Here is a 16,690-nt window from a genome sequence, read left to right as displayed (position 1 = left end):
TCACCGCGATTCTACCACCCCTCAGGTCAAAACCCGGCGCGAACGCCGTCATGTCCGCCGCGACACCTGCGAAAAAGAGTTCGTGGACGGGCTCCTAGATGACGGGCTGTCCGACGATCCCGATTTCACCGAAGCGGCGCACGATCATGCCGCAAGCGAGATGCCGGGTCTTGGCGCTGTAATCGCCGCCCTGACCTTCGAGCCTGACGTTGTCTTTTGCGAACGCTGCCAAGGGAATGGCGAGCTTGTCACCGATTGGGATCGCTACATGAAAGGCGACATGGACGCCAGCGGGGAAGAATATGTCGAGCCCTGCCCCGATTGCGAAGGCGAAGGGCATCGCACCCGTCCCGCCTCCCCTGAGGCCAGTCCTTCGCTTGGGATGGGGGAGATTGGGTGGCGTTCGATGGAATCTGCCCCGAAAGACGGAACTCGCGTCCTAGTCTGCTGGGATGGCGACGAGAAGATGTCGCCGCATGTCGAGCTTGGCAAATGGAAGCACAGGTTCGGCTGGTGCAACACCTACGGACAGGCTTTCAACGGCGATCCCGACCGCTGGATGGCGCTTCCCGACCCGACCGCCGCCCCGTCCCCCTCCCCCGATCTGGCGGAAGAGAACGAGAGGCTGCGGGAGGCGTTGGAAGATACGCAAGCGACGCTTTCGGCGGTGAAAGCCGAAGCGATTGCCGACGGCGGCGGAACATGCGTCTGGATCGCTGAGACCCTCAATCAGCAGATGATCGACAATCGCGCCACCCTTCAATCCATTTCCACAGGGAACCCGTGACAGCCCAATAAGCGGCGGGTGAAATTTATGATGCGTTCCCGAAACTGGACCGCCATCGAGCGACTTCCCGACGATCCCAACGCGGTCAAGATGACCAGCACCGGCTATGTCCGCAACGGACGGCATGTCCGTACCGTGCCGCGCCGCGTCGAGACTCGCCCCGAGCGCAAATCCTTTCTGGACAGGGTGCTGGGGAGGTGACGGCAGAGCGTGTCCGTAGTGCCGAAGCGAGCCTGATAACCGGGCTCCCAATTCGGACCTTGCAAGAAAAGGCCGCCAATGGCCTAATCCCCGGCGCGCGCCTCACCTTTGGACGCTGGACCTTCGACGTTCAATCCCTTCGCCGCCTAGGACGATCACCATGCCAAAAAACATCTTCCAGAGAAACGGCATCCAGTGGGCGCGTTTCAAGGTCAAAAACGTCCAATATTGCTTCAGCCTACGAACTCGTTCTGAAGCAGAGGCCGAGCGGCGGCTGAAAAGTGAACGCCAGCGCATCATCGATCAAGCCTATTATGGCGCTGCCGAGCCAGTCTCATGGGAAGCCGCGGTAGTGGAGTGGAATAGCTCCCTTCCCCGTCTCGACCTTCGCCCTGCAACGGTGTCGCGCTATCTGGTTAGCCTAGGACAGGCCCGCGAGTGGTTCGACGGCGTTCATGTCCAGAAGATCGATGGCGCTTTCATCAAGCGCTTCATTCGCGACCGCAGCAAGCGAGGCGTGACCAACGCGACGATCCGGCGCGACCTTTCCGCCATATCGTCTGTGCTGGCGGTGGCAGTCGATGAAGGATGGATCGAAGAGAACCCCGCAAAGATGATCGACCGGACCCGCGTGAAGGAAAAACGCGACCCGATCACTCTCCCCGATCCTGACGACATAGAGGCCGTGTTGGCATTGCGCAGCCGCTTCACCGACCTTGCCGCCTTCGCCCGCGAGACGGGCATGAGAGAGAGCGAGATCGTCAACCTGAAGCACAACCAGGTGCGCGGCAATGTCGCGACCCTGACGGCGACCAAGACGGGACGGGCGAGAGCGGTCACCCTGACAGCAAAGGCGCTCGAAATAATCGGCCGCCAGCCCCGCCACTACAAGGGGCAATTTGTGTTCTGGCGCGGGGACGGGGTGGCGTTCAAAAACGTCTCCGCGCAATTCTATGCGACGGTGCGTCGGGTGCAACAAAAGGTGCGACAGGCGGGCGGCGACTTTCGGCCTTTCCGCTTCCACGATTTGCGTCACCTGTTCGCCGTCGAATATCTGCGCGAGCTGCGCGGTTCGATCTACGCATTGCAACAGGAACTCGGGCACACGTCGGTCAAGACGACGGAATATTATCTGCGCTACCTGACACCCGCCGAGAAGCTGGCGGCCCAACATGGGGTGTCACAAAACGGGCATCGCAACCAACGGTTAGCCCAAGGGAAAGGTGGCGAAAATGGCTAAAAACCTAGCGCTTGACGAGATTAGCGGATCGTGGTTTAACGTATTAGCAAACCGTTGGTTTCAGCCACTCACCCACGTCTCCGCATGGTCTGCCGCGCTAACGACAGGCTGGCCTTAGGCGGGTCGCTATAGCCATGCGTTTCGCGCCCCGCAACGTCAAACATTGCTCTTTTTTGATCCCCTGTTGCGCCATTCGCAGCAAAAATGATTCGGTCTGGCGCAAAATCGACTCGGGTCATCGCCGGTTCATTGCCGAGGATTCACTGTCGGAGTCATGGTTAACCGCAACGCGCCGCGGGCGCCGATCGATTTGGGGGAATTTATGCGTAGAGCCCTTGCCACCTTCACCGCCGCGGCCATCGCCGCGATCGGCCTTGCGCTGTCGCCGCTCCCGGCGGCCGCGCAGATGACCTCGGTCGACCCGAACACGGCGATCGATGCCGATCTCAACAATCCCTCGCCGCCTCCACCGTCGACGCCGCCCGCGAACGACAGCTACAGCAGCGACCTTGCGACGGGCAGCCAGCAATATGACGCGACCCCCGACACTGGCGCGGCAACGCCGCCGGCAACGGTGACAACCGCCGATTCCAGCGCGACCTACAAGGAAGACGATCTGATCGGGGCGGCGGAGGGCGTGTTCGGCAAGGGCGCGCAGGGCCTCGCCGGACTGATCGAGGATATCCTCAAGAAGCAGGGCCAGCCCAACGCCTATATCGTCGGGCGCGAGGCCGGCGGCGCGCTCGGCATCGGGCTGCGCTACGGTTCGGGCACGCTCCATCACAAGGTCGAGGGGGAAAAGCCCGCTTACTGGACCGGCCCGTCGATCGGCTTCGACGCGGGTGCCAATGCGGGCAATACCTTCGTCCTCGTCTATAACCTCTTCGACACCGAGGATCTCTACAAGCGCTATCCGGCGGGCGAAGGCGCCGCCTATCTCGTTGGCGGCTTCAACGCGAGCTACTTGCGCCGCGGCGACGTGGTGCTGATCCCGATCCGCGTCGGCGTCGGCGCGCGGCTGGGCATCAACGCCGGCTATATGAAGATTCGCAAGAAGCAGAACTGGATCCCCTTCTAAGGGCCAGGGATCGCGCCAAGGGGGCGAACACAGCCCGCGCTCCGGCGCGGGCTTTTCTTTTGTGGCCAGGGGGTGGTGCGCGGCTGGTTTCGACCGGAAGCTGACCCATCCTGCATCGTCACCCTGAACTTGTTTCAGGGTCCATGGTCTGCCGTTTCCTTCGGCGCCGCGCCGGATGCAAGGCCCGGCCATGGATGCTGAAACAAGTTCAGCATGACGAGAATTGAAGGTCTGGAATCCACCCCAAAGCCGCCACTACCCTCAAATAGGCCTTTCCTACATTATCCCGCTATGCCAGCCTTCGTCCGGCTCTTTCATCTGGCGGACAAACTCGGTTGTGGTCCGGCTTGGCGTCAGGCCGCGGCAAGGCACGCGAAATGCGTTCGGCAACCCTCCCGGCGCCAAACGGGCGCTGCAATGGGCTGAACTTTCCTTAACTTTGCAAACTATGCCGCGATGACCAAGGCAGGCGTGACGGCACTTCACACCGAAGCGGACAGCTATCCTAATCCCCGTCAAAGGCGATCAGCGTCTCGCACGCCAGTCCGGCGGCCTCCAGCCGCTGCGAGCCGCCGAGGTCGGGCAAGTCGATGACGAACAGCGCCGCCGCGACCTCGGCACCGGCGCTGCGCATCAGCGCGGCCGTGGCGAGGATCGTTCCGCCCGTCGCCAGCAGGTCGTCGACCAGCACGACGCGGTGCCCCGGCAGGATCGCGCCTTCGTGTAGCTCAAGCCGGTCGGTGCCATATTCCAGCTCATAGTCGACGCCGATCGTCACACCGGGCAGCTTGCCCGCCTTGCGCACAGGGACGAGGCCGATCCCCAAGGCGGTCGCCATCGCCGCGCCGAACAGGAAGCCCCGCGCCTCGACCGCCACGATGAAATCGGGACGATAGGCGGCAGCGCGCGCGGCCAGACGCCGGACGCTTTCGGAGAAACCGGCCGCGTCGCCGATCAGGGTGGTGATGTCGCGGAACTGGATTCCCGGCTTCGGAAAGTCCGGGATGGTACGGACGAGCGACGCGAGGTCGAGGTCGGGCTGAGGCGGGAGGGCGATCATCGTGGCGGTCGCCCTCCCCCCGCAATCCTCAATGCTTCTTGTCGGCCCAGATGTTGCGGTACGACAGATAGGTCAGCGTGGTGAAGATGAGCAGGAAGAGGAAGGCCGCCCAGCCCACCTGCACGCGCTTCACCAGCTTGGGCTCGGCGGTCCACACCAGGAACGCGGTAACGTCCTTGGCCATCGCATCGACCGTGTTCGGCGAGCCGTCGGCGAAGGTCACCTGGCCCTTGGTGAGCGGCGGCGCCATCGCGAGGTTGAGGTTCGCGAAATAGGGGTTGAAGTGCAGGCCCGTGCCCGGCTTCAGTTCCTTCGGCAGGTTCGCCGGCGGGTTCTGGAAACCGGTCAGCAGCGAATAGACATAGTCCTTGCCGCCTTCGCGCGCCTTGGTGATCAGCGAGAGATCGGGCGGCAGCGCATTGTTGTTGGCTGCGCGCGCGGCGACTTCATTGGCATAGGGGCCGGGAAAATAATCCGACGGCAGGCCGTCACGCGTCGCCGGTTCGCCCGTGTCGGGGTTGACCGACGGGACCTGGAAACCCTTGGCGAACGTCTTCACCTGGCCTTCGGTGTAGCCCAGATCCTGAATATCGCGGAAGGCGACGAGGTGCAGGCTGTGGCAGGCCGAGCAGACCTCCTTGTACACCTGAAGACCGCGCTGCAGCTGGGCTTTGTCCCAGTGCGGCATCAGGCCATCGCTGGCCAGCTTCAGATGCTTCGGATGTTTGTGGAACTCGTGCGAAGCGTTGGGCTCATTGGTCAGCGGCGTCGTGAAGATCGCGAACAGCAGCGCGGCAATGAAACCCAGGCCGACGAGGAAACCGAGCGGACGAACCATGGCTGTATCAGCTCCTATTAAAGTCCGGCGCTCAGGCCGTGGCCGCCGACGTGTCGTCGGCATGCTTTGAGAGGACCGCTTCGGTGATCGAATTCGGCATCGGCAGCGGACGTTCGATCCGCGAGACGATCGGCAGGATGATCAGGAAGTGGGCGAAGTAGTAGATCGCGCCGAGCTGGCTTAGCAGCACATAGGGCTGTTCGGCCGGGCTCTTGCCGCAATAGCCAAGGATCAGCACGTCGACCACGAGCACCCAGAAGAAGATGCGGTTGAGCGGGCGATAGTTCGACGACTTCACCGGCGAGCTGTCAAGCCAGGGCAGGAAGAACAGCAAAGCGATCGCCGCGAACATCGCGATGACGCCCCACAGCTTCGCATCGATCCACAGGAAGTTGAAGGTGAAGGCGCGCAGGATCGCGTAGAAAGGCCAGAAATACCATTCGGGCACGATATGCGCGGGCGTCGAAAGCGGGTTCGCGGCGATATAGTTGTCGGCATGACCGAGCAGGTTCGGGCTGAAGAAGGTCAGCGCGACGAACAGCAGCAGGAACACGCCGACGCCGACGCCGTCCTTCGCGGTGTAATAAGGGTGGAACGGGACGGTGTCCTGCTCATCCTTCACCTCGATGCCGGTCGGGTTGTTCGAACCCGGAATGTGCAGCGCCCAGATATGCAGGATGATGACACCCGCGATCACGAAGGGCAGCAGATAGTGCAGTGAGAAGAAGCGGTTGAGCGCGGCATTGTCCGGCGCAAAGCCGCCGAGCAGCCAGACGCGGATCGGATCGCCGACGACGGGTATCGCCGAGAAGAAGCCGGTGATCACCTGCGCGCCCCAGAAGCTCATCTGGCCCCAGGGAAGGACATAGCCCATGAAGGCGGTCGCCATCATCAGCAGGAAGATCACGACGCCGAGCAGCCAGACCATTTCGCGCGGCGCCTTGTACGAACCATAGTAAAGGCCGCGGAAGATGTGCAGATAGACGACGATGAAGAACATGCTCGCGCCGTTCATGTGCGCGTAGCGGATGAACCAGCCGGCGTTCACGTCGCGCATGATATGCTCGACCGAGTTGAACGCGACGCCCGCGTTGGCGGCATAATGCATCGCCAGCACGATGCCGGTGACGATCTGGATGACCAGCGCGGCGCCCGCGAGAACGCCGAAGTTCCAGAAATAGTTGAGGTTGCGCGGCACCGGATAGCCGGCGCCGATGGCGTTATAGACGAGACGCGGCAGCGGCAGCTTCTCGTCCAGCCACTTCATCAGCGGCTGCTTGGGTTCGTAGTTCTTGGCCCAGGGAAAGCTCATCTTATCTCGCTCCTCAGCCGATCGTCACGACGGTGTCGCTGTTGAATTCATAGGGCGGCACGACCAGATTCTTGGGCGCCGGGCCTTTGCGGATGCGCGCCGCGGTGTCGTAGTGCGAACCGTGGCACGGACAGAAATATCCGCCGAAGTCGCCGCGATTCTCGCCCTCGGCGGCGCCGAGCGGCACGCAACCGAGGTGGGTGCAGACACCGAGCGTGATCAGCCAGTTTTCCTTGCCCGGCTTGGTGCGCTCGTCGATCGTCTGCGGGTCGCGCAGATCCGACAGCGGCACTTTTTTCGCTTCCGCGATTTCGACGGGCGTCAGGTTACGGACGAACACCGGCTGCTTGCGCCAGCTCGTCTTGATCGCCTGCCCGGACTGGATCGCGGAAATGTCGATTTCGGTGGTGGACTGCGCAAGCACGTCGGCCGACGGATTCATCTGATTGACCAGGGGAAGCACCACCGCGGCCGCACCGACACCGGCAAAACTCACTGCTGCGATGTTGATGAAGTCCCGGCGCCGCACGCCATCTTCGATGCGGGCGGAAATATCGGTTTCACTGGTCATTCGACTGCCCTTGCATGGGTGAACTGACATAGCTCCCCAGAAGGATGACCCGCCCCTGCCAACGCGCACGCGAAATGGCGCAGCCCGGCGGCCCCTCCGGGAATTGCGGGCCTGATAGCCGCACTGTCCGGGCTTGCCAACAGGCAATTTCCGCTTTGTCCATGCTGGCTTGCGCTTCGCCGTCCTCCCCTCGATTCCCGGCCCTTCCGGCGCTATGGGAGCGGCATGGAAATCGCCCTGTTCCAGCCCGACATCGCCGGCAATGTCGGCACGATATTGCGGACTGCCGCCTGTTTCGGCGTCCCCGCGCATATCATCGAACCCTGCGGATTCCCATTCGGCGACGCGGCGCTGAAGCGGGCCGGGATGGATTATGCGGTGCGTGCGAATGTCCGGCGCCACCCCGACTGGCAGGCCTTCCGGCAAGGGTCGCAGATCGGCGGACAGCGCATCGTGCTGCTGACGACCGCGGGCGCCACGCCGCTTCCCGACTTTGATTTCGGTCATGGCGACGTGCTGCTGTTCGGATCAGAGAGCGCCGGCGTTCCGCACCATGTTCACGAGGCCGTGGCCGCGCGGGTCGCGATTCCGATGCAGCCGGGCTTTCGATCCTTGAATGTCGCGGTCGCGGCTGGCATCGCGCTCGCCGAGGCGCTCCGGCAGACGAAAGGCTTTCCCCGATGATCCCGCTCGATCCCCAGCAGCAAGCCGCGCGCACCTGGTTCGAATCGCTGCGCGACCGCATCTGCGCCGAGTTCGAGGCGATCGAACGCGAGGCGGGCAGCGACGCCAGCTTTTCCTACACGCCGTGGGATCGCGAGGCCGAAGGCACCCCGTCCGGCGAGGGCGGCGGCGGCGTCCGCGGCGTGATGACCGGCAAGGTCTTCGAAAAGGTCGGGGTCAACGTGTCGACCGTCGGCGGCGAGTTCGCGCCCGACTTCGCCAAATCGATCCACGGCGCGGGCGACGATCCGAATTTCTTCGCGACCGGCATCAGCCTCGTCGCGCATATGGCGAACCCGCATGTCCCCGCCGTCCATATGAACACGCGCTTCCTTGCGACGACGAAGCGCTGGTTCGGTGGCGGCGCCGACCTCAACCCGCCGATTCCCTACCAGGAAGACACCGACGCCTTCCACGCGCGGTTGCGCGCGGCATGTGCGCCTTACGGTCCCGACGTCTATCAACGCTATTCGAAATGGGCCGAGGATTATTTCTTCATCCCGCACCGTGGTGTACATCGCGGCGTCGGCGGCATCTTCTACGACCATCTCGAATGCGGCGACGATCCCGAGTTCGATCGCAACTTCGCCTTCACGCAAGCGGTCGGCGAGGCCTTTCTTGACATTTTTCCGCAGATCGTCCGCCGGCGGATGGGCCAGCCTTTTACCGAGGCGGAGCGCGAGGAGCAGCTCGTGTGGCGCGGCCGCTACGCCGAATTCAACCTTGTCTACGATCGCGGGACGTTGTTCGGGCTCAAGACCGGGGGCAATATCGACGCGATCCTGATGAGCCTGCCGCCGCTCGCGAAATGGAAGTGAGACGAAAAAGGCGCTCCGTTTCCGGAGCGCCCCTTCCTCGCCTGAAGCCCGTTCAGGCGAAAACGTCGGCCGATGCCTTTGGCGCGATCGCCCGATAGATGCCGATCGGCATCGCGAACGACAGAAGCAACTGCGGCACATAGACGACGAGCGCCATCACGATCATCGAGATGAACGCGCCAACACCCGGCTCGCCCGACATCGCGGCCCCCATGATTCCGCCAAACACCATCCCCACCACGAACCCGTAAACGATCGAGAGGATGAAGATGAGGACGTAGAAGCCGACGATGGACCACTGCGATGCGGCGGTCATCCGCCACGATTCGGTGATGCCCGTAACCGGATTGCGCGTCAGCCGGTCGGCCATGACCGGGCCCGCTACCGAGAGGCGACCGAATACCCACAGGAAGAAAACCAACATCGCGAGGTAGAAGATGACCATCAACACCATGGCCCCGCCACCGAGCGTACCGGACTCCAATGCGCTCGGCGAAAAGCCGCCGGCACCTGCAAAGGCGGCGCCGAAAATCAGCACGAATATGAAGCCGATTATGATCACGAGAAGATAGATCGCGATGAATACGACCAACATGCCGAAAGCAAATGCCGGTCCGGCCTGCAGCGCCCAACCGAAGTTCGGCGCTTCGCCGGGATAAAGCCCGCTGCGCCAGATCAGCATGCAAGCCGCATATAGAACGACCGCGGCCAAGACGCCGAACAGGAACAATCGTCCCATGGCCCCCATCACCGCCGACGGATCGCCGGCCGACATCGCCATCGTCGTGATAGTCGATCCGAGCATGAGATAGCCGAGCAAACCGAGCACGACGACGGCGCCCACGATCCACGTCAACATCTGCATCCAATTGGCCTTCAGGAAAGCGAACGTCTCCGAAAAAGCCGCACCGATACTCATCTTGTTCATCTCATTCCCCCTTTCATACCTGACCTTGTTGTTGCGTCACGTCAGGCGACCCCAAACCTCCTATGTTCTATTCACACCAGTCGCGCATCCTTCCCCGGCGCGGACGGGGTAATGCCCTTATTCGAAGGTCGACGCCCGCGTCGCGAGTTGCCGGTAGGCCGCTGCGGAAATCGCGATCGTCACCATCGTTGCGGCGACGCCGAGCGCCGATTCGAGGAAACCGCTCACGATATGCCCGATCCCGGGCCCCGTTCCGGTGACGACGCTCACGACGCCCATCAGGATCAGCATGATGATCACGATCACGATCGTCACCAGCAACAGGAAGAAGAAGATCGCCCAGCCATTGTCGCGCGTCATGTCCCAGCTCGTGCGGATCACCTCGACCGGATTGCCGATGCCGCGGTCGGCGACCAGCGGCGAGACGAGCGCGAGGCGCCCGATCAGGTAGAGGCCCGGAATGATCAGAAGAACGAAGCCGATCCCGACGATCAGCCCGGTCAGGATCTGCAGGCCGATCAGCGTCGGGATCATCCGCGCGGCAAAGGCCAGCGCCTCGCCGACGCTCGTCGCGGTGCGCGACAGCCAGAGCCGCAAGATCGCGACCGTTCCGACAATCGCAAACACCGCGACCGTCAGCTGATAGGGCAGCATCTGCCAGACATTCTGCTGGAACGTTGTCGATATCTGCTCGAGTGTCGCGCCCTGCGGCGGCTCGATCGGTGCGGGTCCGAACCATGCGACGGCAAGCGACGGCAGGAACAGGAAAACCGCCGCGATGGTCCCGGTCAGCGTCGTGTGCGACTTCAGCAATGCCACGCTGTCTTCCCATGCCGCACCCATGTCGAATTTTGCCATTGATACCCCATATTTATCGGCAGAAGCCCAGGATCGGAGACTGACCTTGTTCGCCCCCAATGTCCAGCCTTGTCGCTACGGCGTCCGCGCCCCCTTGCCTGTCCGCGCGCAAAGGGGCAGGAAGCGCGCCCGATGACCATCCTGCCCACCCCCGAATGGCACGTCTCGCCCGGCCTGACCGACTATGCGGCCGCGCTTGCCGACATGGAGGAGCGTGCCGCCGCGATGCACGCGGGCAACGCTGGCGAACGCATCTGGCTGCTCGAGCATCCCCCGCTCTACACCGCCGGGACGAGCGCCGATCCCGCCGAACTGCTCGATCCGCGCTTTCCGGTGTTCGCCGCCGGGCGCGGCGGGCGCTACACCTATCACGGCCCCGGCCAGCGCGTCGGCTACGTCCAGCTCGACCTCACGCGGCGCGGACGCGACGTGCGCGCCTATGTGTCGGCGCTCGAGGGCTGGGTGATCGACGCGCTCGGACTGCTCGGCGTCGAGGCGCGACGCGCCGAGGGTCGGATCGGTATCTGGACCGACGACGAACATGGCCGCGAGGCGAAGATCGGCGCGATCGGCGTGCGCGTAAAGCGCTGGATCACGCTGCATGGCTTCTCGCTCAACGTGACCCCCGACCTTGCCCATTTCACCGGGATCGTGCCGTGCGGGATCGCCGAGTTCCCGGTCACGAGCCTCGCCGCGCTCGGCAACCCGGCCACCTTCGCCGACGTCGACCGGGCGCTCGCCGAGACGCTGCCCGCCTTTCTCGACAAGCTCCGGGCAAGCGACTAGGAACGGCGGCATGACGCGGATCATCCTCATCGCCCTGCCCCTTGTCCTGCTCGCCGCCTGCAACAGCGAGCCCGCGGGCAAATCGACGACCAAGCTAGACGCTGTCGAGGTGCAGCCGGGCACGATCAGCGATTCGATGATCATCCTCGACGACGCGGCGGGCGACGGCACAGCGGTCGACAACAGCGTCCCCGACGACGGCACGAAGAAGGAAGCGCCGAAGGCCGCCGCCAGCGAAACGGCCGATACCGCCGAAACTGACGAGAGCAGCGATCCCGACGCGGTCGAGGCGCCCGTCGCGCAAAAGGCCATCTCTGCCGAAAGCGCGACGAAAAAGACCCAATAGGGTTTTAGCGCAGCCCCAGGCTCTTGTGCGTCTGCAGCGACAGGCGCCAGCGCGGGTCGGCCATCACCAGGTCGATACATGCCTGTACGTTCGCGGCGGCGTTCGGATCGTCGAGCGGCTGGATCAGCCGATGCGCGAAATCCAGATCGGCCAGCATCGCAACATCGCTTCCCGCCTGCGGCCAGACGAGCTTCAGTTCGTCGCCGCTTCTCTGAACCAGTTCGCTACCCGCCTTGGGACTGACGCAAATCCAGTCGATGCTGCGCGGAACATCCTGCGTGCCGTTGGTCTCGATCGCAATGGTGAAACCCTCGGCATGGAGCGCGTCGATCAACGCCGCGTCGACCTGCAGCATCGGCTCGCCGCCGGTGAGCACGACGTAGCGGTCGTCGGCGCCCTCGCCCCAGCTTTCGGCGATCACCGCGGCGAGCGCCGCCGCATCGCGATATTTGCCGCCGAGCGTGCCGTCGGTGCCGACGAAATCGGTGTCGCAGAATTTACAGATCGCCTTCGCGCGGTCCTGCTCGCGTCCCGTCCACAAATTGCAGCCGGCAAAACGGCAAAAAACCGCGCGGCGGCCCGCCTGCGCGCCCTCGCCCTGCAGGGTCAGGAAAATCTCTTTGACGGAATAGGTCATCGGATCAGGCGTAGCGCGTCGGGTCGGGCAGCCCGGCGTCGGCGAAGCCCTTCGACCGCAGGCGGCAACTGTCGCACGATCCGCAGTGCAGCCCCTCCGGCGTCGGGTCATAGCACGACCAGCTCATCGCCGCATCCATGCCGAGCCGCGCAGCCTCGGCCGCGATGTCGGCCTTGGTCATATGCTGGAGCGGCGCGTGGATCTGAAACTCGACGCCTTGGTCCCCGTCGCGCGTCGCGAGCGCCGCAAGCTTCTCGAACCCCTGAATGAACTCGGGACGGCAATCGGGATAGCCCGAATAGTCGAGCGCATTGACCCCGATCACGATATCCTGTGCGTGCCGCGCCTCGGCAAGCCCGAGCGTGAGCGACAGGAAGATGAGGTTGCGCGCGGGCACATAGGTAACCGGAATATCGCTGCCGACACCTTCCTTGGGCACGTCGATGTCGGCGGTCAGCGCCGACCCGCCGAAGCGGCGGAGGTCGAGCGGCAGGACGATATGTTCGGCCGCGCCGACGTAGGCGGCGATCCGCGCGGCGGATTCGAGTTCGACGCGGTGGCGCTGGTTATAGTCGATCGTCAGCGCGACAATCCGCGCCCCCGCCTCGCGCGCGAGCCCCGCGCACACCATCGAATCGAGACCGCCCGACAGGAGGACGATGACGCTTTTTCCGGAAACATCCTGCATCGGCGCCAGATAGGCCTGCGCCCGCAGGCGTGCAAGTATTGCGGCGCACAAAGAAACAGGCCGCACGGCGCGAGCCGCACGGCCTAGGTCGGCATAAAGCCGTAGGGAGAAGGACACACATCGGTGCGTCGTCCAACCCCTCTAGCAGGCGATGGTTAACAAGCCGTTAGAACGCGGTGATCAGCAGCCGCCCGCGCGGCGCGCCTCGATCGCCTGCGAGAAGGGGCGGCCGTCGGCAATCCCCTGCGTGTCGATCTGAACCAGCCGGTTCGTTTCGCTGCGGATCGTCGTCCGCCCGTGCCCGGCGCCCGGGCAGGTGTAATGGACGGTCACCGAGGCCGGCGTATCCTCGATAACATAGCGCGAACAGCCCTGCTGCGGATGATAGACCTGGATCAGGCGCCTTGCGTCGCCGAGGCAGACCGTCTGCAGCACCGCATCCTTGCCGCGTTCGCGAAGCTGCCAGCTGCCCTTTTCGAGGCGGTCGAGCATCGCGAGCGACGGCGCCTGTGCCGGAACCGCGGTTGCTCCGGCAACTCCGAGAGCCAGCAAGGTCGTTCGAAACATGGGAGAGAAGATCGCCATTACACCTTCCATCTGGCTGCCCTGGTCCGGGCAAAACGCGACCCCTGGTCCCATTAGCTAGCAAGCCAGGGCAGGCATTTCAACCGCTTGGCGCCGATATGCCTCGTCTCGTCGTCACCCCGGTGAAATCAAGGGGGTAAAACACTCAGCCGTGCGCCGCGATATCGTCGAGCGGGATTGGAAAGACGCGCGAGCAAAAGGCGCAATCGACCTGCACCAGCCCATCGTCATCAGCCATCTCGCGGCGTTCGCCTTCGGGAAATTTCGAGAGAACGCCGGCAAAATAGTCGATGCTGCACCGGCAGCCGCGCGATACGGCTACGCCCGGTTGGACGCGCACCTCGTCTTCGTGAAAGAGCCGCCATGCCAGCGTCTCGAGCGAGGTCGCCGGGTCGGTGAGTTCTTCGTCCTTCAGCGTCGCGGCGATGGTCTTGGCATGTTCCCACTCGGGGTGATCGTGCCGCACATGCAGGCGGTCGCGTCCGACTTCGCCCTCGGGAAGATGCTGGAGCAGCAGGCCGCCAGCAAGGCACCCCGCCTCGGCATCGTGGCGCGCCGCCAGCTTGATCAGGCTTGGAATCTGTTCGGACTGCTCGAAATAATGCTCGGCGGCGTCGCCGATCGACGATCCTTCGAGCGGCACGATGCCCTGATAGCGCTCGCCGGTCACCGCCTGGTCGAAGGTGATCGCCAGGAACCCCTCACCGAACAGCGCAAACAGCGTCGGATCGGCGCCGACGCCGACCAGTCGCTCGGCGTCGAATTTCAGGTAACCCCGCAGTTCGCCGCCGCGATAGTCGCATACAAGCAGTTCGATCGGCCCGCCGCCGGTCTGCGCCTGCAGCGTAAGCTGGCTCCCCTCGTCCTTGAGTGTCGAGCCCAGCAGCACGGTCAATGCGAGCGCCTCGGCGAGCAGCTTTTCGGCGACCGGCGGATAGTTATGCGCGGCGATGATCGTGTTTAGCGTGGGCCCAAGACGCACGAGGCGGCCGCGAACATGGCGCTCGCTGATCGTGAACAGCAGCGGCTGGTCGAACCAGGTTTCGATAATCTCGCTCATAATTTCCCGACGGCCCAAAGCAGCACCGATTTTTGCGCGTGAACGCGGTTTTCGGCTTCGTCCCAGACGCGCGACTGTTGGCCGTCGATCACCGCGTCGACCACTTCCTCGCCCCGATGCGCGGGCAGGCAGTGAAGAAACAGCGCATCGCCCTTGGCCGCACCCATCAGCCGCTCATCGACCTGATAGGGCGCCATTGCCGCCAGCTTGTTGTGCGCATGATCCTGCCCCATCGACACCCAGGTGTCGGTGACGACCAAATCGGCGCCCGCGACCGCTTCGCGCGCGTCGCGCACGATGTCGATACGCGCGCCCCTTGCGCGCGCCGCCTCGACGAAACCAGCATCGGGTTCATAGCCCTGCGGCACGCCCGCGCGAACGTTGAAGCCGAACAGCCCCGCCGCCTCGATCAGCGAGGCGAGCACGTTGTTGCCGTCGCCGAGCCACGCGAGTTCGAGCCCCGGCAGTGCCTTGCCGCTTTCGACGATCGTCAGCAGGTCAGCGACGATCTGGCACGGATGCGACAGGTCGGTGAGGCCATTGATGACCGGAACGTCAGCGTACTGAGCCAGTTCCTCGATCTTCTCGTGATGATCGGTGCGAATCATGATCGCATCGGCATAGCGCGACAGCACGCGCGCGGTGTCGGCGATCGTCTCGCCGCGGCCGAGCTGTGTCGTTCCGGCGTCGAGGATCATGGGCACGCCGCCCAGTTGGCGGATGGCGAGGTCGAACGAGCAGCGCGTGCGCGTCGAATTCTTTTCGAACACCATCGCGAGCACATGATCGGCGAGCGGGGCGTCGGCGTCGGGCTTCGCCTTCGGCCAGCCCGCGCGCGCCGCCTTGCGATCGATCGCGTCGGCCAGCATCGCCGCGACCGCATCCCCGCCCGCATCGGACAGGTTCAGGAAGTTCCGCATTTACGCTTCGGGCGGCGTATAGCTCGCCGCCCCCGCCGACAGTTTCTCGATGAATTCGTCGATATGCACCTGTTCGATGTTGAGCGGCGGCAGCACGCGCACGACATTCTCGCCCGCCGCGACGGTCAGCAGCCCGTGATTGTCGCGCAGGTGCGCGACGAAGGCGCGGCTGTCGCTCTTGAGCTTCAGACCGAGCATCAGGCCGAGACCCCGGGTGCTTTCGAACAAGGAGTCGTGGTTCGGGATCAGCTGCTCGAGCGCGCCGCGCAGGCGTTCGCCGGTCGTCTTGACCTGATCGAGGAAGCCTTCCTCGAGGATGACGTCGAACACCGCCTGCCCCGCCGCCATCGCGAGCGGGTTGCCGCCGTAGGTCGAACCATGCGTGCCGATCACCATCCCGCGCGCCGCCTTTTCGGTCGCGAGGCAGGCGCCGAGCGGGAAGCCGCCGCCGATACCCTTGGCGGTCGCCATGATGTCGGGGATCACGCCATAATGTTCATAGGCATAGAGCGTGCCGGTGCGCGCGACGCCGCACTGGACTTCGTCGAATACCAGCACGAGATCGCGCTCGTTGCAGATGTCGCGCAGGCCTTGCAGGAAAGGCTGCGACGCCGGACGGATGCCGCCCTCGCCCTGCACCGGCTCGACAAGGAAGCCCGCGGTGTTGTCGTCGACGAGGTCGAGCGCCGCATTGAGGTCGTCGAACGGCGCATAGGCGAAACCCGGCAGCAGCGGATCGAAACCCTTGCGCAGCTTTTCCTGATTGGTCGCCGAGATCGTGCCCAGCGTGCGGCCGTGGAACGCGTTGTTGAAGGTGATCAGCGTGTGCTTCTCGGCATTGCCCGCGCTCGAATGATAGGCGCGCGCAGTCTTGATCGCGCACTCGACCGCCTCGGCACCCGAGTTGGTGAAGAAGACGGTGTCGGCGAAGGTGTTGTCGACCAGACGCTGCGCAAAGGCTTCGCCCTGCGGGCTGCCGTAAAGGTTCGACACATGCATCAGCGTCGCGGCCTGATCCTGGATCGCCTTGGTCAGATGTGGATGGCCATGGCCAAGCAGATTGACCGCGATGCCGCTCGCGAAGTCCAGATAGCGTTCGCCGCGCTCGCCAATCAGATAGGCGCCCTCGCCTCGCACCGGACGCACACCGCACCGGGGGTAAACGGGCATCAGCGGCGTGATCGACATGTCGGGCACCTTTCGAGAAAGACAAACGTAAAAAGGCGACCCCGAACGGGCCGCCCTTGGTGGGGC

20 protein-coding genes are annotated in these 16,690 nt (G+C 64.0%); 8 read left to right on the top strand and 12 right to left on the bottom strand.

From position 1 onward, the window contains the following. The 4 genes from ATE64_RS22105 to ATE64_RS12470 all read left to right on the top strand — a co-directional run. Positions 1–787 (top strand): hypothetical protein (locus tag ATE64_RS22105; protein ID WP_197410143.1); only part of this gene is annotated, 787 nt, incomplete at its 5' end. 27 nt (positions 788–814) lie between these two features. Further along, complete coding sequence (locus ATE64_RS21680; RefSeq protein ID WP_156416583.1) at positions 815–988, top strand: hypothetical protein; 174 nt, start codon at positions 815–817, stop codon at positions 986–988. 160 nt (positions 989–1,148) lie between these two features. Beyond that, positions 1,149–2,228: a site-specific integrase gene (locus tag ATE64_RS12475; RefSeq protein ID WP_058457148.1), complete on the top strand. Its 1,080-nt coding sequence runs from the start codon at positions 1,149–1,151 to the stop codon at positions 2,226–2,228. Positions 2,229–2,550: 322 nt separating this feature from the next. Beyond that, positions 2,551–3,306 (top strand): DUF1134 domain-containing protein, encoded by a 756-nt coding sequence (locus ATE64_RS12470; protein ID WP_082657732.1) that lies wholly within the window; start codon positions 2,551–2,553, stop codon positions 3,304–3,306. A gap of 505 nt (positions 3,307–3,811) precedes the next feature. Here ATE64_RS12470 and ATE64_RS12465 read toward each other — a convergent pair. Genes ATE64_RS12465 through petA form a run of 4 tightly spaced genes read right to left on the bottom strand, consistent with a single transcriptional unit; the run spans position 3,812 to position 7,087 of the window. Then, entirely contained in the window at positions 3,812–4,366 is a 555-nt protein-coding gene (locus ATE64_RS12465; RefSeq protein ID WP_058457150.1) for an adenine phosphoribosyltransferase, read from the bottom strand. A 28-nt stretch (positions 4,367–4,394) separates the two neighbouring features. After that, a complete protein-coding gene (locus ATE64_RS12460) occupies positions 4,395–5,204 on the bottom strand; it encodes a cytochrome c1 (RefSeq protein ID WP_058457151.1) in 810 nt (269 codons plus the stop codon). Positions 5,205–5,235: 31 nt separating this feature from the next. Next, positions 5,236–6,516: a cytochrome b/b6 gene (locus ATE64_RS12455; RefSeq protein WP_058457152.1), complete on the bottom strand. Its 1,281-nt coding sequence runs from the start codon at positions 6,514–6,516 to the stop codon at positions 5,236–5,238. Positions 6,517–6,529: 13 nt separating this feature from the next. Further along, positions 6,530–7,087: a ubiquinol-cytochrome c reductase iron-sulfur subunit gene (petA, locus tag ATE64_RS12450; protein ID WP_058457153.1), complete on the bottom strand. Its 558-nt coding sequence runs from the start codon at positions 7,085–7,087 to the stop codon at positions 6,530–6,532. Positions 7,088–7,312: 225 nt separating this feature from the next. Here petA and ATE64_RS12445 point away from each other — a divergent pair, with 225 nt between their 5' ends. Further along, positions 7,313–7,771, top strand: coding sequence for a tRNA (cytidine(34)-2'-O)-methyltransferase (locus tag ATE64_RS12445; protein ID WP_058457154.1), 459 nt, complete (start codon positions 7,313–7,315; stop codon positions 7,769–7,771). Next, on the top strand, positions 7,768–8,628 hold the full coding sequence (hemF, locus tag ATE64_RS12440; protein WP_058457155.1) for an oxygen-dependent coproporphyrinogen oxidase: 861 nt from the start codon (positions 7,768–7,770) through the stop codon (positions 8,626–8,628). Before ATE64_RS12445 ends, hemF begins: the two co-directional genes overlap by 4 nt. Before the next feature lie 52 nt (positions 8,629–8,680). Here the strand turns inward: hemF and ATE64_RS12435 are convergent, their stop codons facing one another. Further along, positions 8,681–9,556, bottom strand: a complete 876-nt coding sequence (locus tag ATE64_RS12435; RefSeq protein ID WP_058457156.1) for a hypothetical protein — start codon at positions 9,554–9,556, stop codon at positions 8,681–8,683. Between the two features lie 117 nt (positions 9,557–9,673). Beyond that, positions 9,674–10,414, bottom strand: coding sequence for a hypothetical protein (locus ATE64_RS12430; RefSeq protein ID WP_058457157.1), 741 nt, complete (start codon positions 10,412–10,414; stop codon positions 9,674–9,676). Between the two features lie 132 nt (positions 10,415–10,546). Here ATE64_RS12430 and lipB point away from each other — a divergent pair, with 132 nt between their 5' ends. After that, the gene (gene lipB, locus ATE64_RS12425) at positions 10,547–11,200 is read left to right on the top strand and encodes a lipoyl(octanoyl) transferase LipB (RefSeq protein WP_058457158.1); all 654 of its coding nucleotides are present in this window, start codon (positions 10,547–10,549) and stop codon (positions 11,198–11,200) included. Between the two features lie 10 nt (positions 11,201–11,210). After that, positions 11,211–11,546, top strand: coding sequence for a hypothetical protein (locus tag ATE64_RS12420; RefSeq protein ID WP_058457159.1), 336 nt, complete (start codon positions 11,211–11,213; stop codon positions 11,544–11,546). A gap of 4 nt (positions 11,547–11,550) precedes the next feature. Here ATE64_RS12420 and queE read toward each other — a convergent pair whose 3' ends face one another. The 6 genes from queE to ATE64_RS12390 form a co-directional block, all read right to left on the bottom strand. Further along, positions 11,551–12,183, bottom strand: a complete 633-nt coding sequence (queE, locus tag ATE64_RS12415) for a 7-carboxy-7-deazaguanine synthase (protein ID WP_058457160.1) — start codon at positions 12,181–12,183, stop codon at positions 11,551–11,553. A gap of 4 nt (positions 12,184–12,187) precedes the next feature. Beyond that, complete coding sequence (gene queC / locus ATE64_RS12410) at positions 12,188–12,871, bottom strand: 7-cyano-7-deazaguanine synthase QueC (RefSeq protein WP_058800171.1); 684 nt, start codon at positions 12,869–12,871, stop codon at positions 12,188–12,190. Positions 12,872–13,051: 180 nt separating this feature from the next. Next, positions 13,052–13,456: a hypothetical protein gene (locus ATE64_RS12405; RefSeq protein ID WP_231729135.1), complete on the bottom strand. Its 405-nt coding sequence runs from the start codon at positions 13,454–13,456 to the stop codon at positions 13,052–13,054. Between the two features lie 145 nt (positions 13,457–13,601). Beyond that, on the bottom strand, positions 13,602–14,516 hold the full coding sequence (locus ATE64_RS12400; RefSeq protein ID WP_058457162.1) for an Hsp33 family molecular chaperone HslO: 915 nt from the start codon (positions 14,514–14,516) through the stop codon (positions 13,602–13,604). After that, positions 14,513–15,436 (bottom strand): ornithine carbamoyltransferase, encoded by a 924-nt coding sequence (argF, locus tag ATE64_RS12395; RefSeq protein ID WP_058457163.1) that lies wholly within the window; start codon positions 15,434–15,436, stop codon positions 14,513–14,515. The genes ATE64_RS12400 and argF overlap by 4 nt, the downstream gene beginning before the upstream one ends. Further along, positions 15,437–16,624, bottom strand: a complete 1,188-nt coding sequence (locus ATE64_RS12390) for an aspartate aminotransferase family protein (RefSeq protein ID WP_058457164.1) — start codon at positions 16,622–16,624, stop codon at positions 15,437–15,439. Positions 16,625–16,690: the final 66 nt, after the last annotated feature.

It is taken from the genome of Sphingopyxis sp. H073 (assembly GCF_001468395.1).
In the GTDB taxonomy this organism is placed as follows: domain Bacteria; phylum Pseudomonadota; class Alphaproteobacteria; order Sphingomonadales; family Sphingomonadaceae; genus Sphingopyxis.
This window is presented reverse-complemented; position numbering and strand designations above follow the sequence as displayed.